A 22888-nucleotide genomic window follows, 5' to 3' on the forward strand; every position below is an offset into this window, starting at 1 on the left:
CGTCAGTTCAGGTAAGGGGACCAGGACGGTTCTCTGACTTCGCCTTGAGCGGTAGGAAGCGGGAGCCTCACGCGTCCATTAATGGACACGAGCATCAAGACTCCCCGGCCCTGCTGGCGGGTGGCGTAGATTACCATGGTGCCGTTGGGCGCAACAGTAGGTGACTCGTCCAGAGTGCTATCAGTGAGGATTTTTACGCTACCGCGCTGCAAATCCTGGGCCGCCACCTTGAAATTGGTGAAACCGTCCTGGCGATGGATCATCACCAGAGTCTTTTCGTCCGCCGAAAGTTTAGGGTTGGCGTTGTAGTTACCGACGAACGTCACGCGCTCGGCACCACCGCCACCGGCGCTGGTCTTGTAGATCTGCGGCTTGCCGCCACGGTCCGAGGTGAAGTAGATAGTCGAGCCATCCTTGCCCCAGAACGGTTCGGTGTTGATGCCCGGGCCGTTGGTCACGCGGGAGATCGAGCGTGAAGCCAGGTTCATCACGTAGATGTCCGGATTGCCATCCTTGGACAGCACGAACGCCAGCCGCGTACCGTCGGGCGACCAGGCAGGCGCGCCGTTCAGGCCTTCGAAGTTGGTGATCTGCTCGCGGCGACCGGTGTCGATGTGTTGGACGAAGATGCGCGGGCGCTTCTGTTCGAACGACACATAGGCGATGCGCTTGCCATCTGGGGCGAAACGCGGCGACAGGATCGGCTCGCGCGATTGCAGCAGGGTCACCGCGCGGGCGCCGTCATAGTCGGAGCGCTGCAGGGTGTAGCGGGTATTTTTCTCGGAGAAGCGTTCGGCGGTCACGTAGAGCATGCGGGTCGAGAACGCGCCCTTGATGCCGGTAAGTTTCTCGAACGACTGGTCGGCGATGTAGTGGGACATGTCACGCAACTGGTCAACGCTGCCCGACACGCTGCCGGTCAGCACTTGCTGCTCGGTGGCGACGTTGAACAGGGCGTACTGCACCTGCAGGCGGCCACCGGCCGGAACGATGCTGCCGACCATGATGTACTGGGCGCCAAGAGCCTTCCAGTCGCGGTAGATGACTTCGCTGGCCTGGGTCGGCAGGCTGATCATGTTCTGCTTGGGAATCGGCGCGTAGTAGCCCGAGTTGCGCAGGTCGTTGCCGATGATTTCCGCCATGTCGTCCGGCAGGACGCTGCCGCCCTGCCAACCGAACGGAACGACGGCGATCGGGGTCGCACGGTCGCTGCCGCTGGTGACCAGGATGTTCTTTTCCTCTGCTACCGCTATCCCTGCCAGGCAGCAGATAACGACAAGCATTGATCGAAGAAGGTTTCTCACAAGGCTAGATCCTCAGGTGTGAATGTCATCTTGAACGAACGATAGGGAGCAAAATCGCTCGGCTTCATTCCTTGCATTTCCGTCAATCGCCCAATGTTCTTGACCGCCGCGACCGCCGAAGCGTCGAACGGACCATCGCCACTGGACTTGGCCACGCTGACCGAGGTAACCGTACCGTCGGGCAACATGCCGATTTGTAATACTACCGTCATGCCTTTGCGCGCCGAAGGAGGACGAGCCCAGCCTTCCGCCGCTCGGGCGCGAATCAGATCGTCGAAGCTGCCGGCGACTTCATCGCCCTGCTCGTCGGCCAAGGCCTGCTGACGCTCCGGCGTGTCGGAAAGCAAATCTGCCAGGGCCTGGGCCTTTTTCTCTTCGGCGGATTTACGCGCTGCGTCCTGGGCCTTCTTCTTGGCGGCGTCGGCGGCGGCTTTCTTCTTCGCGTCTTCGGCGACTTTCTTTTTCGCCTCTTCAGCTTCAGCTTTCTTCTTGGCGTCTTCGGCCGCTTTTTTCTTCGCGTCCTCGACAATCTTTTTCTTCGCTTCTTCAGCGGCCGCTTTCTTGGCCTCTTCTTCAGCGGCTTTCTTGGCTTCTTCTTCGGCTTTCTTCTTGGCTATATCAGCCAATTGTTTCTCTTCTGCCTTTTTCGCTTCGGCGGTTTTCTTCGCCTCGTCGGCTTTCTTGGCTTCGTCGGCCTTTTTGGCCTCGTCCGCTTTTTTCGCCTCATCGGCCTTCTTGGCTTCTTCGGCCTTTTGAGCAGCTTCCTCTTTCTTTTGTTCCGCTGCTCTCACCGCTTCCTGCTCGACCTTCTTCTGCTCCATCTGCTCGACTTCGGTCTGGCGCGCGGCGGATTTCTTCGCCTCGCCGGCAAGCTTCTGGTTGGTCTGCGTGGTGGCCTGGCTTTTCGATTTGAGCTGGTACAGGGTCGCCTGCACGATCGGCTTGGCCGGCGGCAGCTCCGGTGTCATGGCAAAACTGACGAACAGCATGCCGAATACCAGCACATGCAGGCCGATTGCCAGGACACTAGGCCAGAAGTAGCTTTCCGAGGCGGACGGCTCTCGCTGTTGCTGCATCAGGGCGCCTCGGTGATCAAGCCAACATTACCGACCCCGGCTTTCTGCAGGCCGCCCATGGCGCCCATCACGGCACCGTAGTCGACGGTCTTGTCGCCGCGAATGAAGACCTGGGTGCGCTTGCCGTTGCTGTTGCCGGCATTGATGATCTTGGTCACCGCGTCGGTCATCTGCGGCAGGGTCATGGCCCGGTCCTGCTGCTTCTCGGTGTCGACTTCGCTGCCAAGGTTCCAGTAATAGGTCTTGTCGGCCTTGATCGAAATGGTCAGGACCTGGGTGTTGTTGTCCTGCGGCAAGGCTTCGCTGGAAACCTTGGGCAGATCGACCTTCACGCCCTGATTGAGCATCGGCGCGGTCACCATGAAGATGACCAGCAGCACCAACATCACGTCGATGTAGGGCACCACGTTCATCTCGGCAACCGGCTTGCGCTTGTTTCGGGCTCGAGCGATTAAAGCCATCGGGAAATACCTGCTTATTCTTCGCTGGTGTGCACTTTGCGGTGCAGGATCGCCTGGAATTCATCGGCGAAGGTGTAGTAACGGCTGGTCAGCGTTTCGCTGCGAGCCGCGAAGCGGTTGTAGGCGATCACGGCCGGAATCGCCGCGAACAGGCCGATGGCCGTGGCGATCAGCGCCTCGGCGATACCCGGGGCAACGGTGGCCAGCGTCGCCTGCTGGGCGGAAGCCAGCCCACGGAACGAGTTCATGATCCCCCACACGGTACCGAACAGGCCGATGTACGGGCTGACCGAACCGACGGTAGCCAGGTACGGCAGGCCCTGTTCGAGTTTTTCTTCCTCGCGGGATATGGCGACGCGCATGGCGCGGGCCACACCTTCCATAACCGCTTCAGGGTCTACGCCCGGCTGCTGGCGCAGACGGGAGAATTCCTTGAAGCCGGCACGGAAGATCTGCTCGACGCCGGAATCCGGGTCCGGATTGCTGCCGGCCTGGCGATAGAGTTTGGACAGGTCGATGCCGGACCAGAAGCGCTCTTCGAAGCTCTCCAGGGCACGGCGACCGGCACGCAGCATGTTGCTGCGCTGAAAAATCATGATCCATGAGGTCACCGATGCGGCTACCAGGATCAGCATTACCAGTTGCACCACGACGCTGGCATTGCTGACCAGGCTCCACATGGAGGAATGGTCGACGACGTTAGCTTCCACGCTTTATCTCCTGCTCTGAGTGTGTACCCGCGCCGCTCACGCCGGCAAAGGCCGCGCGTAAAGCTTCGGGAATGGCCCGGGGTTTCAAACTATGGGTGCGCACACAGGCCACCAAAAACTGCCCTTCGCAGAGCAGCACATTATCCGCAGCCCGCCTGACCTGCTGTTTGAAGCGCAGGCTGACGCGGTTCAATTCGATGACATCGGCAGTCACCACCAGCTCGTCGTCCAGTCGCGCCGGCGCGTGGTAGCGCGCTTCGCTGGAATGCACGACGAATAACAGGTCCTCCCCTGCCAGCGCGGATTGGGCAAAACCCAGTTCCCGCAGCCGTTCGGTTCGAGCCCGTTCCATAAACTTGAGGTAATTGACGTAGTAAACGATGCCGCCGGCATCGGTGTCCTCGTAATAAACGCGACAGCGATGTGCGAACGACTCAAGCCCGTTTTGCGCGCGCATACTCTAGTGCTTACTCCTCGGGTTGCCAATCCGGCCAGGCAACTGTTTTTTCATTCTTGAACGCATTGACGCTCCAGGCGTGGTCTGGGACAGCACGAAGCGGAAAAAAGTCGGGATACAGAGCGGGCTCAATCGTCCACCGCATCGAGAAATTCGTCTACCACCGGCATCTCACCCATTCGTGTCGGGATGTTTAAGCCGAAGTGCAGATAAGCATGACGGGTCACCACGCGTCCGCGGGGCGTGCGCATGATATAGCCCTGCTGGATCAGGTACGGTTCCAGCACGTCCTCGATGGTGTGGCGCTCTTCGCTGATGGCGGCCGCCAGGCTGTCCACGCCCACCGGGCCACCGTCGAATTTCTCGATCATGGTCAGCAGCAGGCGCCGGTCCTGGTGGTCGAAGCCGCGCTCGTCGATGTCCAGCAGGTTCAAGGCCAGGTCGGCGATCGGCTTGGTAATGTGCCCCTTGGCCCGCACTTCGGCAAAGTCGCGGACCCGACGCAGGAGGCGGTTGGCGATCCGCGGCGTCCCCCGCGCCCGACGAGCGATCTCATAGGCGCCGTCAGGGTCCAGGGGCAGCCCGAGGATGCCCGCCGAGCGGCTGACAATCGTCGCCAGGTCGGCGTTGTTGTAGAACTCCAGGCGCTGGACGATACCGAACCGGTCGCGCAGCGGGTTGGTCAACATCCCGGCGCGGGTGGTGGCGCCCACCAGGGTAAAGGGTGGCAGGTCCAGCTTGATGGAGCGCGCCGCCGGCCCTTCGCCGATCATGATGTCGAGTTGGAAATCCTCCATGGCCGGGTACAACACTTCCTCGACGATCGGCGACAGCCGGTGGATTTCGTCGATGAACAGCACATCATGAGGCTCAAGATTGGTCAGCAGCGCCGCCAGGTCACCCGGCCGTTCGAGAACCGGGCCGGACGTGCTCTTGATCGACACGCCCATTTCCTGGGCAATGATGTTGGCCAGGGTGGTCTTGCCCAGGCCCGGCGGGCCGAAAATAAGTGTGTGGTCCAGCGACTCGCTGCGCCCGCGGGCCGCCTGGATGAACAGCTCCATCTGCTCGCGCACGGTCGGCTGGCCAATGTAATCGGCGAGGCTGACGGGACGAATCGCACGGTCCTGGATTTCCTCGCGGTCACGGGGCGCGCCCGTGGCGGCGATCAGACGATCGGCTTCAATCACTTAAATCATTCCCTTCAGGGCGCGGCGAATCATGTCTTCGGTACTCAAGCCTTTTTCCTTGATCGCGGAGATCGCCTTGCTGGCTTCCTGCGGCTTGTAGCCCAGGGAAATCAGCGCGGTGACCGCATCGTTTTCAGCGCTGACCGCCGGCATCGGCGCATCCGGCTGGTTCGGCACCAGGGCGAACATTGCCGGCACCGTTTCCCAGGCCTTGAAGCGATCCTTGAGCTCGACCAACAGGCGCTCGGCGGTTTTCTTGCCGACTCCCGGCACCTTGGTCAGCGCCGAGGTGTCCTGGGACTGCACGCAACGAATCAGTTCATCGACTTCCAGGCTGGACATCAAGGCCAGCGCCAGCTTCGGGCCGACGCCATTGAGCCGGATCAGCTCGCGAAAGAAATCCCGCTCGCGCTTGGCGAAGAAACCATAGAGTAACTGGGCATCTTCACGCACGACCAGATGAGTGTGCAGCGTCAGCGGCTCACCGACCGACGGCAAGCGATACAGGGTGGTCATGGGCACTTCCAGCTCATAACCGAGGCCGTTTACATCCAGAATCAGGTGCGGCGGCTGTTTTTCAGCCAGGGTGCCGCGCAAGCGTCCAATCACGTTTCAGATCCTTGGGCGTTGGCCAGCCCGCTGGCTGGCGAATAACAGCCCAGGCAGGAAGGCCGACGACACAGGCGCAACTTGCATGGGCTGATGAATGAATGCGCTGATGCTATCAGAGACGCAGGCGCCCGCCACGACTGCGTGCGCTTCCCAGACCATGAGGCAGCAGGCTGGAACGGGTATGCGCATGGCAAATGGCGATGGCCAGGGCGTCGGAGGCGTCGATCTGCGGCTTGCTGACCAGTTTCAACAGGTGCATCACCATCATCTGCACCTGTTCCTTGTTTGCCGCGCCGGTGCCTACCACGGCCTGCTTGACCTGGGTCGCGGTGTATTCGGCGATCTCCAGGTTTTCCTCGGCGCCGGCCACAATGGCCGCGCCGCGGGCCTGCCCCAGCTTCAGGGCGGAATCGGCGTTGCGGGCCATGAAGACCTTTTCGATGCCCATGGTCACCGGGCCGTAGGTCTGGATGACTTCGCGCACGCCGCGATAAACGATCTGCAAGCGCTCGTGCAACTCGCCCGCACCGGTGCGGATACAGCCGGAAGCAACGTACACGCAGCCACGCCCGGTATCGCGAACCACGCCGTAGCCGGTGATGCGCGAACCGGGGTCGATACCAAGGATTAAAGTCATAACGCCTGCGGCTTGAAGGAGGTTACCTGGAACGGTGGGAGCGAGCCTGCTCGCGAAGAGGCCGTCATATCCGACATCAAGGTCGGCCGACACACCGCATTCGCGAGCAGGCTCGCTCCCACCCTGGCACTCATGCTATTGGATAAAAACCATCAGCCCAGTTGCTCAGCCACCGACTCCGGAATATCGGCGTTGGAATAAACGTTCTGCACATCGTCCAGGTCTTCAAGCATGTCGATCAGCTTGAGCACCTTCTCGGCGCCTTCCAGGTCGAGTTCGGCACTGGTGGTCGGCTGCATGACGATTTCCGCGTCGACCGGTTTGAAACCGGCAGCTTCAAGGGCATTACGCACGGCATAGAAGCTGGCGAACGAGGTGAACACGTCGAACGAACCGTCTTCGTGGCTGACCACGTCATCGGCATCGGCTTCCAGCGCCGCTTCGGTCAGCGCATCTTCATCGATGCCTGGCGCGAAGCTGATCTGCCCCTTGCGCTCGAACAGATAAGCCACCGAACCGTCGGTCCCCAGGTTGCCACCGCATTTGCTGAAAGCATGGCGCACGGCCGCAGCGGTGCGGTTGCGGTTGTCGGTCATGCACTCGACCATGACCGCCACGCCGCCCGGGCCGTAGCCTTCATAGGTCAGCTCCTCGACGTTGTCGGCCTCGGTGGCGCCCGCGCCACGGGCAATGGCCCGGTCGATGATGTCGCGGCTCATGTTTGCGCCCAGCGCCTTGTCCAGCGCGAGGCGCAAGCGCGGATTGGAACCCGGATCGCCGCCACCCTGGCGGGCCGCGACCGTCAGCTCACGGATCCACTTGGTAAAGATCTTGCCCCTCTTGGCATCCTGACGTTCTTTGCGGTGCTTGATGTTCGCCCACTTGGAATGACCTGCCATAACTCGCTCCGGTTTTTCTTTGAAACATTGCCCGCCCCGCTTGCGCGGCAGCCAGCAATCGGAAATATCGACCCCAATGAAAAGGCGCATCCGAAGATGCGCCCTCAGGTGCCGGCCTTACTCAGCCTTTGGCTGTTCACGCAAACGGATATGCAACTCGCGCAGCGCCTTGGCATCCACCACGCCCGGAGCCTGGGTCATGACATCGGCCGCGCTCTGGGTTTTCGGGAATGCGATCACTTCGCGGATCGACTGGGCGCCGGTCATCAGCATCACCAGGCGATCCAGGCCGAAGGCCAGGCCACCGTGGGGCGGCGCACCGTACTTCAAAGCGTCCAGCAGGAAGCCGAACTTCTCTTCCTGCTCGGCTTCGCTGATACCCAGCAGACGGAACACTGCCTGTTGCATTTCCTTGCGATGGATACGGATCGAACCGCCGCCCAGCTCGGTGCCGTTGAGGACCATGTCGTAGGCACGGGACAATGCGCCGGCCGGGTTGGCCTCCAACTCTTCAGGCGAGCACTTCGGCGCGGTGAACGGGTGGTGCAAGGCAGAGAAGCTGCCGTCGTCGTTTTCCTCGAACATCGGGAAGTCGACGACCCACATCGGCGCCCACTCGCAAGTCAGCAGTTTCAGGTCGTGACCCAGCTTGATGCGCAGCGCGCCCAGGGCTTCGCTGACGATCTTGGCTTTGTCGGCGCCAAAGAACACGATGTCGCCATCGACCGCGCCCACGCGATCGAGGATCACGTTGAGGTTGGCTTCCGGGATGTTCTTGACGATCGGCGACTGCAGGCCGTCGATACCGGCGGCGCGCTCGTTGACCTTGATGTACGCCAGGCCCTTGGCACCGTAGATGCCGACGAACTTGGTGTAATCGTCGATCTGCTTGCGCGGCATGCTGGCGCCGCCTGGAACACGCAGGGCGGCGATACGGCATTTCGGATCGTTGGCCGGACCACTGAAGACCTTGAATTCGACTTCCTTGAGCTGGTCCGCGACGTCCACCAATTCCAGCGGGTTGCGCAGGTCAGGCTTGTCGGAACCGTAGCGACGCATGGCCTCTTCGAAGGTCATGTGCGGGAATTCGCCGAACTCAAGACCCAGCACTTCCCGGAACAGGTTGCGGATCATGCCCTCGGTCAGGCCCATGATGTCTTTTTCGTCGAGGAAGCTGGTCTCGATGTCGATCTGGGTGAATTCAGGCTGCCGGTCGGCACGCAGGTCTTCATCGCGGAAGCACTTGGCAATCTGGTAGTAGCGGTCGAACCCGGCCACCATCAGCAACTGCTTGAACAATTGTGGCGATTGCGGCAAGGCGAAGAAACTGCCGGGGTGGGTACGGCTCGGCACCAGGTAGTCGCGGGCGCCTTCCGGCGTGGCACGGGTCAGGATCGGCGTCTCGACGTCGAGGAAGCCGTTCTCGTCCAGGTAGTGACGGATGCTGGTGGTCATGCGCGAACGCAGGCGCAGCTTCTCGGCCATTTCCGGGCGACGCAGGTCGATGAAACGATAGCGCAGGCGGGTTTCCTCGCCTACGTCGGAATATTCGTTGAGTGGGAACGGCGGGGTTTCCGCTTCGTTCAGCACTTCCAGCTCGTAGCCCAGCACTTCGATCATGCCGGACGCCATGTTGGCGTTGCCGGCGCCGGCCGGACGCAGGCGCACCTTGCCGGTGATCTTGACCACGTATTCGCTGCGTACGCGGTCGGCGGTGGCGAAGGTTTCCGCGCGGTCGGGGTCGAACACTACCTGGGCCAGGCCTTCACGATCACGGATATCGAGGAAAATCACCCCGCCATGGTCACGGCGACGATGAACCCATCCGCAAAGAGTAACTTCCTGACCTTCCAGGCTTTCGTTCAGTTGGCCGCAATAATGGCTGCGCATCATGGTAGTGGTTTCACTTCTCGTAATTCGAAATTCGGTTGGAGGCCCTGCCGTGCAAGAACCCGCGCGTGTTCAACTCAGTCAGCCTTGTCGCCACCGGCCAGGTTCTTCTTGGCACCGGTCTTGAAGTCGGTTTCATACCAGCCGGTGCCGCCGAGGCGGAAACCTGGCATGGACAGCATCTTTTTCAGCTCCGGCGCCTGGCAGGCAGGGCAATCGACCAGCGGTGCCGCGCTGATTTTTTGAATGGCTTCCATCTGATGACCACAGGAAGCACATTGATAGTCGTACATCGGCATGGGGGTTGTCTCGGCAATCAGGTTATTCACGCAAAACCCGGGCTTTGCGGCAAAGAGCGGGATTATATCCATTAAATGCGGCCTGTGCAGCCGTAAGACCGCACAGGCGGTGAGAGGGCTAGGCCTCGCGATGATCGGTGCCCATATCCTTCAGGCTGTGCACCACGCAGACAACACGCACCAGCCCGCTGAAATTGCGCACGCCGCCGTGACGCAACTGCACCTCCCGATCCACATGGGAGAGCAAGGTACTGACGGAGCAACTGTTGAGCTGGGCCATATCGCCGAGAATATCCCAATAGACTTGCTCAAGGCGTAAACAGGTGGCGAACCCGTTAAGCCGGATGGAGCGGGCCAGGGGCCGGGCCAGTTGCATATCGAACCCACTGACGAACGGGTCGATGCTGACGGACTTGAGGCGCCCGCCTGCACCGCCCCTGGGTGCTTTTCCTTGAATCATACCGTTGACACTCCTTTGCCATACGAGCCTCAGTCAGGCCAAGCGGCCTGTGGCTCTATGGAAGCTCAACTCGAGCGCAAGCTCCAGATGACTTTTTGCCCATCAGCGTAGGAGATGACAACAGTAGCCCGAGGACGAATGACTCCGTCCTACCCCGGACCGCAGGCGATGATGCCAATGGCGGCACCATCACCCAATTGCGGATTACCGCTCGTCCAGCAGCGAACGCAGCATCCAGGCGGTTTTTTCATGAACCTGCATGCGCTGGGTCAGCAGGTCGGCGGTCGGCTCGTCGCTGACCTTGTCCAATAAAGGAAAGATGCCTCGGGCCGTACGTGTCACCGCCTCCTGGCCTTCGACCAGTTGCCGGATCATGTCCTCGGCGCCAGGCACGCCTTCCTCCTCCTTGATGGAAGACAGGCGCGCATACACCGAGTAGGCACCCGGCGCCGGAAAGCCCAGGGCACGGATCCGCTCGGCGATCAGGTCCACCGCCAGCGCCAGCTCGTTGTACTGCTCCTCGAACATCAAGTGCAGGGTACGGAACATCGGCCCGGTGACGTTCCAATGGAAATTATGGGTCTTGAGGTAAAGCACGTAGGTGTCCGACAACAGGCGCGAAAGCCCGTCGACGATGGACTTGCGATCTTCTTCGCTGATACCGATATCAATTGCCATGTGTTTGATCTCCTGACGGTGATGAATTCGACAGCGGCCATTGCACTCTAGCGGGTGTCGCCATCTGTAGCCTGCGACTAATCGCCAGCCCTCCTGAACCGACAAGCCGGGATGGCGGAGGGTTCCGGCGCAGCGGAAAATTCAAGCTCCTTTGCCGACCATCTTCAAGCGCCCCGCCGGCGCTTTTCGGCCGACGAACAGCGTGTCACGGGCCCGTAACGAGTTTGAGAAGGCCGGGGCTTTGCTGTTAAATAGGCAGTGTGTCGCTACGCCTATTTTTCCGGGCGTCGCGCATAGGCTGATTCGGGTACGTGTTCCTACGCCTCTCATTGTTCTGAAGCGAACCGCCCCCGACCAGCTCTTCCTTGTGATCTGTCTTAACCGTGAGCCAATCAAAATGTTGAAAATCGTCCACTTGCTAATGGGCGCAGCTGCCCTGCTGCTGTCCTTCATCCCTAGCCTGGGTTCCGAAGCCACACCTTACCTGCAACATCCCGACGCGCTGTACCTGGCCTTTTTCGGCCTGCTCAACCTGACCCTGGCACCCGTCATCCCTTACTGGAACAAAGGTCCACGTCATCAACTGCAAAACCTTGTCAGCGCCCTGCTGGTGCTGGCCGTCGCCCTGCAAACACTGACCCTGCTGGCGCCCATGCCGGAAATCGGCGGCCAACCCGCCATTCTTTCCAGCCTGGCCGCCGCGTTGCTCGCTGTGCTGCTGCACCTGGCCATCAGCTTCTACAAGAAGTCGTCGCCGGCCGCCGCGCCGCAGAACTACGACATGTCCAACCGTGATACCGGTACCGTGAAGTGGTTCAACACCTCCAAGGGGTTCGGCTTCATCTCCCGCGACTCCGGCGATGACATTTTTGTGCATTTCCGGGCCATTCGTGGCGAAGGCCATCGCGTCCTGGTCGAAGGCCAGCGCGTGGAGTTTTCCGTCATGCACCGTGACAAAGGCTTGCAGGCCGAAGATGTGATCGCCGCGCTGCCGCGCCGCTGATCCAGGCGTAAAAAAACCGCGATGCAGCCAGGCTGCTCGCGGTTTTTTATCGCCTGCCGTTCGGCCCCGGTCAGTAATGCGGTGGCGGCGCATCTTCTTCAAAAGATTCGAACTGGCCGGCCATTTCCTCCTGACGCTTGAGCAACGCCGCCATCTGCAGCTGCAGACGTTCGACAACTCGCTGCTGCTCCACCAGCACGTCGTTTAATGCCTGGATGGTGTCGTCCTGAAACGCCAGGCGGCTTTCAAGGTCGGTTACACGCTCTTCAAGGTTCATGGTTCAGCCCTCCAGGAACTTGAAATCATCGGTCAGGACCGCTCGCAAGCGTTCACGAATGACGCTTACCTGCCCGGCATCATAAGGCTGTGCCGGATGCTTGCCCCACACCGGCGCAGGCCATGCGGCATCCTCTCGCTTGCGCACGATCACATGCATGTGCAATTGACTGACAACGTTACCCAAGGTTGCAACATTCAATTTGTCGGCATCGAACGAGTCCTTGAGGGTTTCAGCCAGTGCCGTGGTTTCTTTCCACAACTGTTGTTGATCGGCGTCATCCAATTGAAACAATTCACTGATATTTTCCCGGCGCGGCACGAGAATGAACCACGGGTAATTGGAATCATTGGACAACAGCAAACGGCACAGCGGGAAATCGCCGATAGGCAATGTGTCTTGTTGCAGTCGTGGATCTAGGGCAAACACCGCGCGTACTCCTCGCTCATTGATCGATTGCGATCGAGCTGGCAGCCCGCAGGCCCGCCCGAGCACAGGAGGCCAGCATACCTGTGAATGCCGGAACGTTCACTGCGCACCGTCTTTGCGCACCAATACCGCGCACCGGTACTTTAACGGCGCACCTTAAGCTGAGCAGACACAAGCCCTGTGCGGTTTTCGTACAGCTGGAAGATTTTTTGCACCAAAACAGCACAATGCGTCTACGCTCTGTGCACGAAGCATCCGCGTTTTACCCACCGAAGGGGTGAACCGGTAACGTTTTTGGTTGTCCGGCGCGGTTTACCCGCTTCAAACATGGCAGCTGCCCAGCAGTCAACCCCATTTAAAACAAGGCCTTTGGAGCCCGGTTTCATGAGGTTTCACCGCAACCGCAGCTAAAATGTGAAAAAAATGTAAAAGAAAACCGGATTTGTGCATGCTTGTTGCATTCATCCCAACATCGTCTACAGGGTATCGCCGGAAGCGAAACCTGCAGGCTCGAAAATTAAAGTGGCAAGGCTGCCCTCAGGAGCATCAAGCGTAGCAACCAGGGACTCTTTACACCGATGGCGAACCCAATAGAACAACTCTGAAGTTGTCAGTTCGGACGCCTCGGTTCAGCTGAAATGCGACATGGATCGAGCCATTGGCGACATGGTCGTAAAGAAGCTGAAAGGTTGAATGGGCAAGTGTCGCCAAAGAATGTCGGCGTGATATAAGTTTGCGCCGACACAAAAAGAAAGAGCCGCCCAGATAAAAAAACAGGTGGGACGGCAGTACTCTTAAAACCAAAGGAGCAAATCACGATGCGCGTGATGAAGTGGAGCATGATCGCACTGGCCGTTGCTGCAGCAGCCAGTACTCAAATGGCTACGGCCGCACCTTTCGTAAGTGACCAGTCTGAAGCCAAAGGCTTTGTTGAAGACGCCAAGTTCGATTTGCTGCTGCGCAACTATTACTTCAACCGTGATAGGAAAGATGGCGCTACCGATCAGAAAGACTGGACCCAAGGCATCTGGGGCAACCTCAGCTCCGGCTACACCCAAGGCACAGTAGGCGTCGGCGTAGATGCATTCGGCTACCTGGCTTTGAAACTGGACGGCGGTGACGGCACTGGCGGCACCGGCAACATGAGCCGCGACGCCGATGGCGAAGTCAACGACAGCCAGGGCAAAGCCGGCGCAGCCATCAAGTTCCGCGTCTCCAAGACCGAGCTGAAAATCGGCGACATGCAGCCAAGCACCGCTCCAGTGTTTGCGGTTGGCGGCTCCCGTGTCCTGCCTCAGACTGCCAGCGGTTTCCAACTGCAGAGCAGCGAAGTCAAAGACCTTGACCTCGAAGCCGGTCACTTCTACTCGGGTACCAGCCAGGACCGTAACGCACGTGATGGCGGCCTGTGGGCTACCTACGCTGGCGTGGAAGCCAGCTCGATCGACTACGCAGGCGGCAAATATGCCATCAGCGAAAACCTGAGCGCATCGGTCTACGGCGCCCAGCTGGAAGATATCTGGAACCAGTACTACGGCAACCTGAACTACACCATCCCAATGGGTGGCGATCAGTCGCTGAACCTGGACGGTAACATCTACCGTACCTCCGACACTGGCAGCGCCAAGGCCGGTGACATCAGCAACACCACCTTCTCCCTGGCTGCGGCGTTCTCGTTCCTGAAAGCGCACACCGTTACTGTTGCCTTCCAGAAGGTCAACGGCGACACCCCGTTCGACTACATCGGTGTAGGTACCAACAACCGTGGCGGCGACTCGATCTTCCTCGCCAACTCCATCCAATACTCCGACTTCAACGCGCCTAACGAGAAATCTGCCCAGATCCGTTACGACATCAAGATGGCTGAGTACGGTGTTCCTGGTCTGAGCTTCATGACCCGTTACGTCAAAGGTTGGGACATCGACGGTACCAACACTCCTGCAGGCAGCCCTTACGCTGGTCTGTACGGTGAAGACGGCAAGCACAACGAAACCAACTTCGAAGCCAAGTACGTTGTTCAGTCTGGCCCGGCAAAAGATCTTTCCTTCCGTGTTCGTCAAGCCTGGCACTACGCTAACGCTGACGAAGGTGAAGGCGACATCAAAGAGTTCCGCCTGATCGTCGACTACCCGATTTCGGTTCTGTAATTGCCGAAAGTCAGTTTGCGGTAATCAAAAAAAGGCCCATCTTCGGATGGGCCTTTTTTATTGCGCTGAAGCTTGACCGGAAATCAAATCGGTCAGACCGATGCAGATTCCTGAACCACTCGGATCACACGCTGTGGAAACGGAATATCGATACCGGCATCTTTCAAGCGGTCACGCGCCTGTTCATTGAGCATGAACATCACGTTCCAGTAGTCCGCCGTCTTCACCCAGATGCGCAGCGAAACAGTGATCGAGCTGTCGCCCAAGGTGGAGATCACCGCCTCAGGTGCAGGATCGGTCAACACCCGTTCATCCTTGGCCAACTCCAGTAACACTTCCCGGGCCTTTTGCAGGTCAGCCTGGTAATCCACGCCCACGTCGAACACCACTTTGCGGGTCGGCTGGCGATTGGTGTTGGTAATGATGCCGTTCGACAGATTGCCGTTGGGCACGATGACCGTCTTGTTGTCACCGGTACGCAGGACCGTGTGGAAGATCTGGATGCTGTCGACCGTTCCGGCTACGCCTTGGGCCTCGATCCAGTCACCGATGCGAAACGGACGAAAGAGCAGGATCAGCACGCCGCCGGCGAAGTTCGCCAGGCTGCCTTGCAAGGCCAGGCCAATCGCCAGGCCTGCCGCACCGATGGCCGCGACGAAGGACGTGGTTTCCACACCAATCATCGAGGCGACGCTGACGATCAGCAGGATCTTCAGAATGATGTTTGCCAGGGTACTGATAAAGCCTTGCAGCGCGAGGTCGGCGTTACGCAGGGCCAGCAGCGCCCCGAGCTTCTGGGTGACCTTGTTGATCAGCCACCAGCCGATGGCCAGGGTGACAATTGCCAGCAACACGCGGCTGCCGTACTCCATGATCATCGGTATCCAGGCCTGGGAGGCCTTGACCAGGTGATCTACTTCAGCGTTCAAGTCCATCTAATTCTCCTTTGTTCCTGTTGCACGCGGTTGTGGCTAGGGGGCTTGCTCCCGCTTGGGGGCGCAGCACCCACCAAAGGGGCCGCTACGCAGCCCAGCGGGAGCAAGCTCCCTCGCCACAGTGGTTCCCTATAACCGAGGGGTCAATCGCGGAAGTTGTTGAACTGCAGCGGCATGCCGAATTCCTTGCCCCGCAGCGCGGCGATGGCTTCTTGCAGGTCGTCACGTTTCTTGCCAGTGACACGCACCTGCTCGCCCTGGATGGCGGCCTGGACCTTGAGCTTGGCGTCCTTGATATGAGCGACGATTTTCTTGGCCAGTTCCTTGTCGATGCCTTCCTTGAGCACGGCTTCCTGCTTCATCAGCTTGCCGGAGGCGTAGGCATCCTTGACCTCAAGGCATTGCACGTCGATCTTGCGCTTGACCAGCGCCAGCTTGAGGATCTCGATCATCGCCTCGAGCTGGAAATCGGCCTCGGCGGTCAGGTTGACGGTCAGGTCCTTTTCCTTGAACTCGAAACTGCCCTTGCCCTTGAGGTCATACCGACGGTCGAGTTCCTTGACGGCGTTTTCAACGGCGTTGGTGACTTCGTGCTTGTCCAGTTCGGATACCACGTCGAATGACGGCATGTAGTGTTCTCCAAATAAAAAGGCGCGCTCATGACAAAGGCGCGCACTTGGCTTGTGGTTGAAATCGGGCTCATTATAACGGGTCTTTTCCCGTCGTTACCGCGAGCGCCTCAGATGCCTGCGCCAAACCGAGTAAAAAACTGATGTCCACCACCTGGCACGTCCTGGGCGCCGGCAGCCTCGGCACCTTGTGGGCGACGCGCCTGGCCCGGGCCGGCCTGCCGGTGCGGCTGGTGTTGCGCAATGAACAGCGGCTGCAGGCTTACCGGGAGGCCGGAGGGCTGACGCTGGTGGAACAAGGCCAGGCGCAGTGTTACCCGGTGCCAGGCGAAACCGCGCAGGGCCTCGAACCGATAAAACGCTTGCTGCTGGCCTGCAAGGCTTATGACGCGGAGGCGGCTGTGGCTTCGGTCGCCCATCGCCTGGATGGCGAGAGCGAACTGATCCTGCTGCAGAACGGCCTCGGCAGCCAGGACGCCGTGGCGAACCGCGTCCCCCAGGCCCGCTGTATCAGCGCCTCCAGCACCGAAGGCGCGTTTCGCGACGGTGACTGGCGCGTGGTGTTCGCCGGCCACGGCTACACCTGGCTGGGCGACCCCGCCCAGCCGGTGGCGCCGGTCTGGCTGGATGACCTGGGCATGGCCGGCATTCCCCACCAGTGGAGCGCCGACATCCTCACCCGCCTGTGGCGCAAACTGGCGCTCAACTGCGCAATCAACCCACTGACGGTACTGCATCAATGCAAGAACGGTGGCTTGCAGGAACACCGCTGCGAAGTGGCAACCCTTTGTGCGGAGCTCGCCGATCTGCTCGAACGCTGCGGCCAGCCGGCGGCGGCCGAGGATTTACAGTCGGAGGTGGAACGGGTGATCCAGGCCACAGCCGCCAACTATTCCTCCATGTACCAGGACGTTGCCAACCGGCGACGTACCGAAATCGGCTATCTGCTCGGCCATGCCTGCGCCGTCGCGCGGCGCCATGACGTGGCGGTGCCGCATCTTGAACAGATGCGCCAGCGCCTGATTGCCCACTTGGACAACCTCGGATTGCCCAGCGACTGAGCAGCGGCTACGCTGGCCCTCGTGTTCCCTTTCAGCGACGAGTCAGATGCCATTGCGCCAGCGCCTTGAAAATCTCCCGGTCGGCCAGAAACTGCTGGCGGCCCTGTTGGTATTGTTGACCACGGTTCTGCTGGTGGCCAACCTGACCTTCATCAGCGCGGCCTATTACATTTCCCAGGAAAGCATGGCGCCTCAGGCCTTGCAGACCATCGGCCGACTGGTAGCCAACCCGAGCCTGATCTCCGACGCGTTGCAATCGCCGCAAAGCGCCAAGCGTCTGCTCGATGAACTCAACAGCTATGCGCCGCTGCGGGCAGCGGCACTGTATGACGGTGACGGCGTACGCCTGGCCCAGTTGCAACAGGGCGAGAAACTCAAGTTGCCGGACCATTTCCGTCATGTGCAGGCGTGGCAGGCCGGGGAGTTTCGCAGCAACCAGGTCATTACCCTGCCCCGCCCCGGCACGGCGCCCGGCCATCTCCTGCTGGTGGCTAGCAGCGAACTGCCCACCGCGTTCTACACCGGCACCCTGACGGCCAGCCTGGGCATCCTGATTTTCAGCGTGCTGTTGTGGCTGGTCATTGCCCAGCAGATCAAGCGGCTGATCACCCAGCCGATCCATCAGCTCGAAGAGTTGTCGCGCCAGGTCACCCGCGAAGAAAACTATTCCCTGCGCGCCGCCCGGGGCAACCACGACGAAATCGGCAGCCTGGCCGAGGCGTTCAACACCATGCTCTCGCGGATCGAAGCCCGGGAACAGCAGCTCAAGCGCGCGCGGGACGATTCCCAGGCCGCCTACGACCAGGCCCAGGGCCTGGCGGAAGAAACCCGTCACACCAACCGCAAGCTGGAGCTGGAAGTCCAGGTCCGCAGCAAGATCGAGAAAAAACTCACCGGCTTCCAGAACTACCTCAACAGCATCATCGACTCCATGCCGTCGGCGCTGATTGCCCTCGACGAACAGCTCTATGTCACGCAATGGAACCAGGAGGCCAGCGCCCTTTCCGGCACCCGGCTGGATGAGGCGCTGAACCAGCCGATTTTCCTCGCCTTCGAGCCGCTCAAGCCGTACCTGCCGCAGCTCAAGCAGACGGTGGAACAGCACACAGTGGCCAAGATCGAGCGCGTCACCTGGACCAAGGACGATGAAGCCCGGCATTACGCCCTGACTTTCTATCCTTTGATGGGCGGTGCCGGGCGCGGCGTGGTGATCCGCATCGATGACATCACCCAGCGCCTGTCGCTGGAGGAAATGATGGTGCAATCGGAAAAAATGCTCTCGGTAGGCGGCCTCGCGGCGGGCATGGCCCATGAGATCAATAATCCGCTGGGGGCGATCCTGCACAACGTGCAGAATATTCGCCGACGCCTGTCTGCGGAATTGCCGAAGAACCTTGAGCAGGCCGAGCAGTTGGGGATCGATTTACCGGTGGTCAACCGCTACCTGGAAAGCCGGGAGATCCCGCAATTGCTCGATGGCATCCAGCAGGCCGGCGCCCGGGCAGCGAAAATCGTCACCCACATGCTCAGCTTCAGCCGCCGCAGCACAAGGCAGATGGCGCCTTGCGACCTGCCGGCACTCATCGACCAGGCCGTGGAAATTGCCGGTAACGACTTCGACCTGGCGATCGGTTTCGACTTCAAGGGCCAGGCGATCATCCGCCAGTTTGACCCGAACCTCGGCCCGGTGCCCGGCACCGCCAACGAACTGGAGCAGGTATTGCTCAACCTGCTGAAAAACGCCGCCCAGGCCATCCATCAACGCCAGGACGACAGCGAGCCCGGCCGTATCATCCTGCGTACACGGCTGAATCCGCCGTGGGCGGAAATCCAGGTCGAGGACAACGGCATCGGCATGAGCGAGAACGTGCGCAAGCGTACCTTCGAGCCGTTCTTCACCACCAAGGAGATCGGCCAGGGCACCGGGCTCGGATTGTCGGTGTCGTATTTCATCATCACCAACAACCACAAGGGCCAGATGGAAGTGCAATCAGCGCCGGGCCAAGGCACTTGCTTCACCCTGCGCCTGCCACTGGCGGGCACTTCGATGGTGGCGCAAGAACACAAGCAAGTGGAGCGCTGAACATGGGTTTTCGTCTGTCGAAGATTTACACCCGTACCGGGGACAAAGGTGAAACCGGACTGGGGGATGGTCGCCGGGTGGCGAAGGATCATCCGCGGATCGAGGCCATCGGCGAAGTGGATACGCTGAACAGCCAACTGGGCTTGTTGCTGGCCGGGCTTGCCGCCGAAACGGAACGGTGCCCGGCGTTAAAGGAAGTAACCGAGATACTGACGCCTTGTCAGCATCGGCTGTTCGACCTGGGCGGCGAGCTGGCGATGCCGGCCTATCAGGCCCTGAACGATGCAGAAGTGGCGCGCCTGGAAGCGGCCATCGATGTATGGAATGAAGAGTTGGGGCCGCTGGAGAATTTCATCCTGCCCGGCGGCTCGACCCTGATCGCCCAGGCCCATGTGTGCCGCAGTCTGGCCCGTAGCGCCGAGCGCCGTTGCCAACAGTTGAACGCAGTGGAACCACTGGCCGGGCCGGGGCTGGCGTATATCAATCGGTTGTCGGACCTGCTGTTCGTGGCGGCGCGGGTCATCGCCCGGCGCCAGGGTGTGGCGGAAGTGCTTTGGGAGGCGGCGGCAAAGCCTGGGAGTTGAAGCATAGGCGCCTGTCAGGGCCTCTTCGCGAGCAGGCTCGCTCCCACAGAGGTTTTGTGAACGCCGAAATCCAGTGTGGGAGCGAGCCTGCTCGCGAAGCGGCCACCAGACACACCCACAGAATCAAGCGTCAGGCCAGAACGCCCGAATCCCTGCCACCCCTTGCGCCCCGGCTTCCCAGGCTTTCTGCCGCTGATCGGGGCCTACCCCGCCCAACAGATACACCGGCCTGTCGAACCCCTCGATCAGTCGCGCAGCCTCTTCCCACCCCAATGGCTGCGCATCGGGATGGGTCTGGGTCGGTTGCACGGGGGACAACGTCACGAAATCCACGCCCATCTGCTGAGCCAGGGAGAGTTCCTCGGCGTTGTGGCACGAGGCCGCCAGCCAGCGGTCGGTGCCGAACGGTCGCCCCGCCGCCGCATGCTTGCGCAGTTGCGCGGCGGTGATATGCCAGCCGGCAGACGGAAAGTCACCCAGCCATTCGAACGGGCCCTTGAGCATCAATTGCGCCTTGCCGGCACACAGCCCCACCGCGTCCACCGCCAGGTCACGGTATTGCGGGTCGTAACCGTTGGGCGCGCGCAGTTGCAGCAGCTTGATCCCGCCAGCAACAGCCTTTTGAATGCCACGCAGCAAGGCGGGCGTTTCAAGGCCTTCAGGGGTGATCAGGTACTCGCCCGGCAAACGGGCCGCCGCGACGATCGGCTGATTGGCCGCTGGAAACTCGTAGTTGGTCAATTCACGGGCCGTCACCCAGGCAAGCGGCTGGCCTTCGGCGCCATGGGGCTCGCCGCTGAACGCCGAGACTTCCCAGACATCCAGCAACACCTGCTTGTCCGGATAATCGTGGCGCACCTTGATCAGTGGCCGGGCAGCGCTGACGACAATGCCCAACTCTTCGAGAAGCTCCCGGGCCAGGGCCGTTTCGACCGACTCATCAGCCTCGACCTTGCCCCCCGGAAACTCCCACAGGCCGCCCTGGTGCTGGGAATCGGCCCGGCGGGCAATCAGGATTCTGCCGGCGGCGTCGCGAATGACTGCCGCCGCTACATGTACGCGTTTCACCGGGCGATTTCCTCCAGGCCAGCTTGCTGCCATGCTTTGAAGGCCGGCCATTGATAAAGGGTTTCAACGTAGGCCGCGTCGACTTCCGGCAGTTTCACCTGGTAGGTGCGCAAGCGCACGGCAATCGGCGCAAAAAATACGTCAGCCAGGCTCAGGGTACCAAACAGGTAGGGACCGGCTTCGGTAGCCGCCGCGCGGCACTCTGCCCACAACGCCAGCATCCGCTGGATTTCCGCCTGCACATCCGCCGGAATCGGTGACAACGGCGCATCGCGGCCCAGGTCGAACGGCATGTGGGTGCGGATGGCAAAAAAACCACTGTGCATCTGTGCACAGGCCGAACGAGCCTGGGCCCGTGCCGCTACATCCTTGGGCCAGAGACCGGCCTCGGGAAACTGCTCGGCCAAGTACTCGGCAATGGCCAGGGAGTCGGCGATCACGCCGAACTCGGTCTTGAGCAGCGGGACCTTGGCCGTGGCCGAATACTTCAGCAGTTTTTCGCGGGTGTCGGGCTGGCCGAGCCTGACCAGTTCTTCGGTGTACTTCGCGCCGGTCAACGACAGGGCCAGCGCGCCCCGCAGGGACCAGGATGAAGCTCGTTTATCGCCGATGATCAGGTGCAGGCTCATTTGGATTCCTTTCTTGTGGTTCTGGGGGTGTTTGTACTGCCGCCTTCGCGAGCAGGCTCGCTCCCACACTGAATCTGCGGCGTCACAGAATCCCTGTGGGAGCGAGCCTGCTCGCGAATGGAACGACTCGGTTTTAAGTCCGATACTCAGCGTTGATCTTGACGTACTCGTGGGACAGATCGGTGGTCCAGATCGTTTCGCTGCAATCGCCACGCCCCAGCTCGATGCGGATGGTGATTTCCTCCTGCTGCATCACCGCCGCGCCCTGCGCCTCGGTGTAGGTCGTCGCCCGGGCGCCCTGGCTGGCGATGCAGACATCACCGAGGAAGACGTCGATCTTGCTCACGTCCAGCTCAGGCACCCCGGCGCGGCCGACAGCGGCGAGAATACGACCCCAATTCGGGTCGGAAGCAAACAGTGCGGTCTTGATCAGCGGCGAATGCGCCACGGTATAACCGACGTCCAGGCATTCCTGGTGATTACCACCACCGTTGACCTGTACGGTGACGAACTTGGTCGCGCCTTCGCCGTCACGGACGATGGCCTGGGCCACTTCCATGCACACCTCGAACACCGCCTGTTTCAGCGCCGCGAACAGCGGACCGCTGGCTTCGGTGATCTCCGGCAGGTTGGCCTTGCCGGTGGCGATCAGCATGCAGCAGTCGTTGGTCGAAGTGTCGCCGTCGATGGTGATGCGGTTGAAGGACTTGTTGGCGCCGTCGAGCATCAGGTCCTGCAACACCTGGCGGGAGACCTTGGCGTCGGTGGCGATGTAACCGAGCATGGTCGCCATGTTCGGGCGGATCATGCCGGCGCCTTTGCTGATGCCGGTCACGGTCACGGTTACACCGTCGTGCTGGAACTGGCGGCTCGCGCCCTTGGGCAGGGTGTCGGTGGTCATGATGCCGGTGGCGGCCGCGGCCCAGTTGTTTTCCGAGAGGTCATCAAGGGCGGCTTGCAGCGCGCCTTCGATTTTTTCGACCGGCAGCGGTTCGCCGATCACACCCGTGGAGTACGGCAGCACCTGGCTGGCGTCGACACCGGTCAGTTCAGCCAGCCTGGCGCAGGTGCGCTCGGCGGCGGCCAGGCCTGGCGCGCCGGTGCCGGCGTTGGCGTTACCGGTGTTGGTCAGCAGGTAACGCACCGGCCCTTGCACGCGTTGCTTGGCCAGGATCACCGGCGCGGCACAAAACGCATTGAGCGTGAACACGCCGGCTACCGTCGAGCCCTCGGCGCAACGCATGACCACCACATCCTTGCGCCCGGGACGCTTGATGCCCGCCGAGGCGATACCAAGTTCAAAACCGGCAACCGGGTGCAACGTTGGCAACGGACCAAGACCAACAGCCATGAATGCGCTCCTTATAAAA

The 22888-nt window shown here is 60.8% G+C and carries 25 protein-coding genes; 5 read left to right on the forward strand and 20 right to left on the reverse strand.

What is annotated here, in order from left to right; genetic code table 11:
• Positions 1 to 2: 2 nt before the first annotated feature.
• The 13 genes from tolB to J3P84_RS21600 all read right to left on the reverse strand — a co-directional run bounded on the left by tolB (position 3) and on the right by J3P84_RS21600 (position 10673).
• Positions 3 to 1304: a Tol-Pal system beta propeller repeat protein TolB gene (gene tolB, locus J3P84_RS21540; RefSeq protein ID WP_370870988.1), complete on the reverse strand. Its 1302-nt coding sequence runs from the start codon at positions 1302 to 1304 to the stop codon at positions 3 to 5.
• The gene (gene tolA / locus J3P84_RS21545; RefSeq protein WP_186611664.1) at positions 1301 to 2380 is read right to left on the reverse strand and encodes a cell envelope integrity protein TolA; all 1080 of its coding nucleotides are present in this window, start codon (positions 2378 to 2380) and stop codon (positions 1301 to 1303) included. Before tolA ends, tolB begins: the two co-directional genes overlap by 4 nt.
• A complete protein-coding gene (gene tolR / locus J3P84_RS21550) occupies positions 2380 to 2832 on the reverse strand; it encodes a protein TolR (RefSeq protein ID WP_162254906.1) in 453 nt (150 codons plus the stop codon). The genes tolA and tolR overlap by 1 nt, the downstream gene beginning before the upstream one ends.
• A 23-nt stretch (positions 2833 to 2855) precedes the next feature.
• Positions 2856 to 3551, reverse strand: a complete 696-nt coding sequence (gene tolQ, locus J3P84_RS21555) for a protein TolQ (protein WP_305496399.1) — start codon at positions 3549 to 3551, stop codon at positions 2856 to 2858.
• Positions 3541 to 4008, reverse strand: coding sequence for a tol-pal system-associated acyl-CoA thioesterase (gene ybgC / locus J3P84_RS21560; protein WP_030140799.1), 468 nt, complete (start codon positions 4006 to 4008; stop codon positions 3541 to 3543). Before ybgC ends, tolQ begins: the two co-directional genes overlap by 11 nt.
• 128 nt (positions 4009 to 4136) lie before the next feature.
• Complete coding sequence (gene ruvB / locus J3P84_RS21565; RefSeq protein WP_003178599.1) at positions 4137 to 5198, reverse strand: Holliday junction branch migration DNA helicase RuvB; 1062 nt, start codon at positions 5196 to 5198, stop codon at positions 4137 to 4139.
• Positions 5199 to 5807, reverse strand: a complete 609-nt coding sequence (gene ruvA, locus J3P84_RS21570; RefSeq protein ID WP_434569629.1) for a Holliday junction branch migration protein RuvA — start codon at positions 5805 to 5807, stop codon at positions 5199 to 5201.
• Between the two features lie 115 nt (positions 5808 to 5922).
• Positions 5923 to 6447, reverse strand: a complete 525-nt coding sequence (ruvC, locus tag J3P84_RS21575; protein ID WP_305496403.1) for a crossover junction endodeoxyribonuclease RuvC — start codon at positions 6445 to 6447, stop codon at positions 5923 to 5925.
• A 152-nt stretch (positions 6448 to 6599) separates the two neighbouring features.
• Positions 6600 to 7346 carry a YebC/PmpR family DNA-binding transcriptional regulator gene (locus J3P84_RS21580; RefSeq protein ID WP_305496404.1) on the reverse strand — a complete coding sequence of 249 codons (747 nt, stop codon included), beginning with the start codon at positions 7344 to 7346 and terminating at the stop codon, positions 6600 to 6602.
• 117 nt (positions 7347 to 7463) lie between these two features.
• Positions 7464 to 9239: an aspartate--tRNA ligase gene (gene aspS, locus J3P84_RS21585; RefSeq protein WP_434625739.1), complete on the reverse strand. Its 1776-nt coding sequence runs from the start codon at positions 9237 to 9239 to the stop codon at positions 7464 to 7466.
• A 74-nt stretch (positions 9240 to 9313) separates the two neighbouring features.
• Positions 9314 to 9535, reverse strand: a complete 222-nt coding sequence (locus J3P84_RS21590) for an FmdB family zinc ribbon protein (RefSeq protein ID WP_003178589.1) — start codon at positions 9533 to 9535, stop codon at positions 9314 to 9316.
• Positions 9536 to 9653: 118 nt separating this feature from the next.
• The gene (locus J3P84_RS21595; RefSeq protein ID WP_434602954.1) at positions 9654 to 9995 is read right to left on the reverse strand and encodes a ribbon-helix-helix domain-containing protein; all 342 of its coding nucleotides are present in this window, start codon (positions 9993 to 9995) and stop codon (positions 9654 to 9656) included.
• Positions 9996 to 10199: 204 nt separating this feature from the next.
• Positions 10200 to 10673, reverse strand: a complete 474-nt coding sequence (locus J3P84_RS21600; protein WP_305496408.1) for a Dps family protein — start codon at positions 10671 to 10673, stop codon at positions 10200 to 10202.
• A gap of 397 nt (positions 10674 to 11070) precedes the next feature.
• Between J3P84_RS21600 and J3P84_RS21605 the strand changes: the two genes are divergently transcribed.
• Complete coding sequence (locus J3P84_RS21605; RefSeq protein ID WP_434625741.1) at positions 11071 to 11676, forward strand: cold shock domain-containing protein membrane protein; 606 nt, start codon at positions 11071 to 11073, stop codon at positions 11674 to 11676.
• A 70-nt stretch (positions 11677 to 11746) separates the two neighbouring features.
• Here the strand turns inward: J3P84_RS21605 and J3P84_RS21610 are convergent, their stop codons facing one another.
• Together J3P84_RS21610 and J3P84_RS21615 are read right to left on the reverse strand one after the other, a co-directional pair.
• A complete protein-coding gene (locus J3P84_RS21610) occupies positions 11747 to 11953 on the reverse strand; it encodes a SlyX family protein (protein WP_420765260.1) in 207 nt (68 codons plus the stop codon).
• 3 nt (positions 11954 to 11956) lie between these two features.
• Positions 11957 to 12382 (reverse strand): HIT family protein, encoded by a 426-nt coding sequence (locus J3P84_RS21615; RefSeq protein WP_434625743.1) that lies wholly within the window; start codon positions 12380 to 12382, stop codon positions 11957 to 11959.
• Positions 12383 to 13200: 818 nt separating this feature from the next.
• Between J3P84_RS21615 and J3P84_RS21620 the strand changes: the two genes are divergently transcribed.
• Positions 13201 to 14529, forward strand: coding sequence for an OprD family porin (locus J3P84_RS21620; protein WP_434625745.1), 1329 nt, complete (start codon positions 13201 to 13203; stop codon positions 14527 to 14529).
• A 92-nt stretch (positions 14530 to 14621) separates the two neighbouring features.
• On the opposite strand, the gene J3P84_RS21625 is transcribed toward J3P84_RS21620, so the two are convergent.
• The gene (locus tag J3P84_RS21625; RefSeq protein WP_434569633.1) at positions 14622 to 15464 is read right to left on the reverse strand and encodes a mechanosensitive ion channel family protein; all 843 of its coding nucleotides are present in this window, start codon (positions 15462 to 15464) and stop codon (positions 14622 to 14624) included.
• Between the two features lie 143 nt (positions 15465 to 15607).
• Entirely contained in the window at positions 15608 to 16093 is a 486-nt protein-coding gene (locus J3P84_RS21630; protein WP_003205057.1) for a YajQ family cyclic di-GMP-binding protein, read from the reverse strand.
• A 143-nt stretch (positions 16094 to 16236) separates the two neighbouring features.
• Here J3P84_RS21630 and J3P84_RS21635 point away from each other — a divergent pair, with 143 nt between their 5' ends.
• From J3P84_RS21635 to J3P84_RS21645, 3 genes are read left to right on the forward strand one after another with little or no spacing between them, the layout of a single operon-like run.
• Positions 16237 to 17154: a putative 2-dehydropantoate 2-reductase gene (locus J3P84_RS21635; protein ID WP_434625747.1), complete on the forward strand. Its 918-nt coding sequence runs from the start codon at positions 16237 to 16239 to the stop codon at positions 17152 to 17154.
• A gap of 46 nt (positions 17155 to 17200) precedes the next feature.
• Positions 17201 to 19237, forward strand: coding sequence for a sensor histidine kinase (locus J3P84_RS21640; RefSeq protein ID WP_434625749.1), 2037 nt, complete (start codon positions 17201 to 17203; stop codon positions 19235 to 19237).
• 2 nt (positions 19238 to 19239) lie between these two features.
• Positions 19240 to 19821 (forward strand): cob(I)yrinic acid a,c-diamide adenosyltransferase, encoded by a 582-nt coding sequence (locus tag J3P84_RS21645; RefSeq protein WP_434625751.1) that lies wholly within the window; start codon positions 19240 to 19242, stop codon positions 19819 to 19821.
• Positions 19822 to 19944: 123 nt separating this feature from the next.
• Here the strand turns inward: J3P84_RS21645 and J3P84_RS21650 are convergent, their stop codons facing one another.
• The 3 genes from J3P84_RS21650 to argJ form a co-directional block, all read right to left on the reverse strand.
• Positions 19945 to 20889, reverse strand: a complete 945-nt coding sequence (locus J3P84_RS21650; protein ID WP_434625753.1) for a Nudix family hydrolase — start codon at positions 20887 to 20889, stop codon at positions 19945 to 19947.
• Complete coding sequence (locus J3P84_RS21655; RefSeq protein ID WP_434625755.1) at positions 20886 to 21518, reverse strand: glutathione S-transferase family protein; 633 nt, start codon at positions 21516 to 21518, stop codon at positions 20886 to 20888. The genes J3P84_RS21650 and J3P84_RS21655 overlap by 4 nt, the downstream gene beginning before the upstream one ends.
• 133 nt (positions 21519 to 21651) lie before the next feature.
• A complete protein-coding gene (argJ, locus tag J3P84_RS21660) occupies positions 21652 to 22869 on the reverse strand; it encodes a bifunctional glutamate N-acetyltransferase/amino-acid acetyltransferase ArgJ (protein ID WP_434625757.1) in 1218 nt (405 codons plus the stop codon).
• Positions 22870 to 22888: the final 19 nt, after the last annotated feature.

Source organism: Pseudomonas sp. Z1-29, assembly GCF_051131995.1.
In the GTDB taxonomy this organism is placed as follows: Bacteria; Pseudomonadota; Gammaproteobacteria; order Pseudomonadales; family Pseudomonadaceae; genus Aquipseudomonas.

Bases quoted from the DNA above. Each gene is read 5' to 3' on its own strand.
- tolA (WP_186611664.1), bottom strand. From the start codon at position 2,380: ATGCAGCAACAGCGAGAGCCGTCCGCCTCGGAAAGCTACTTCTGGCCT.
- ybgC (WP_030140799.1), bottom strand. From the start codon at position 4,008: ATGCGCGCGCAAAACGGGCTTGAGTCGTTCGCACATCGCTGTCGCGTT.
- ruvC (WP_305496403.1), bottom strand. From the start codon at position 6,447: ATGACTTTAATCCTTGGTATCGACCCCGGTTCGCGCATCACCGGCTAC.
- J3P84_RS21580 (WP_305496404.1), bottom strand. From the start codon at position 7,346: ATGGCAGGTCATTCCAAGTGGGCGAACATCAAGCACCGCAAAGAACGT.
- aspS (WP_434625739.1), bottom strand. From the start codon at position 9,239: ATGATGCGCAGCCATTATTGCGGCCAACTGAACGAAAGCCTGGAAGGT.
- J3P84_RS21590 (WP_003178589.1), bottom strand. From the start codon at position 9,535: ATGCCGATGTACGACTATCAATGTGCTTCCTGTGGTCATCAGATGGAA.
- J3P84_RS21595 (WP_434602954.1), bottom strand. From the start codon at position 9,995: ATGATTCAAGGAAAAGCACCCAGGGGCGGTGCAGGCGGGCGCCTCAAG.
- J3P84_RS21600 (WP_305496408.1), bottom strand. From the start codon at position 10,673: ATGGCAATTGATATCGGTATCAGCGAAGAAGATCGCAAGTCCATCGTC.
- J3P84_RS21605 (WP_434625741.1), top strand. From the start codon at position 11,071: ATGTTGAAAATCGTCCACTTGCTAATGGGCGCAGCTGCCCTGCTGCTG.
- J3P84_RS21610 (WP_420765260.1), bottom strand. From the start codon at position 11,953: ATGAACCTTGAAGAGCGTGTAACCGACCTTGAAAGCCGCCTGGCGTTT.
- J3P84_RS21620 (WP_434625745.1), top strand. From the start codon at position 13,201: ATGCGCGTGATGAAGTGGAGCATGATCGCACTGGCCGTTGCTGCAGCA.
- J3P84_RS21625 (WP_434569633.1), bottom strand. From the start codon at position 15,464: ATGGACTTGAACGCTGAAGTAGATCACCTGGTCAAGGCCTCCCAGGCC.
- J3P84_RS21630 (WP_003205057.1), bottom strand. From the start codon at position 16,093: ATGCCGTCATTCGACGTGGTATCCGAACTGGACAAGCACGAAGTCACC.
- J3P84_RS21635 (WP_434625747.1), top strand. From the start codon at position 16,237: ATGTCCACCACCTGGCACGTCCTGGGCGCCGGCAGCCTCGGCACCTTG.
- J3P84_RS21640 (WP_434625749.1), top strand. From the start codon at position 17,201: ATGCCATTGCGCCAGCGCCTTGAAAATCTCCCGGTCGGCCAGAAACTG.
- J3P84_RS21645 (WP_434625751.1), top strand. From the start codon at position 19,240: ATGGGTTTTCGTCTGTCGAAGATTTACACCCGTACCGGGGACAAAGGT.
- J3P84_RS21655 (WP_434625755.1), bottom strand. From the start codon at position 21,518: ATGAGCCTGCACCTGATCATCGGCGATAAACGAGCTTCATCCTGGTCC.
- argJ (WP_434625757.1), bottom strand. From the start codon at position 22,869: ATGGCTGTTGGTCTTGGTCCGTTGCCAACGTTGCACCCGGTTGCCGGT.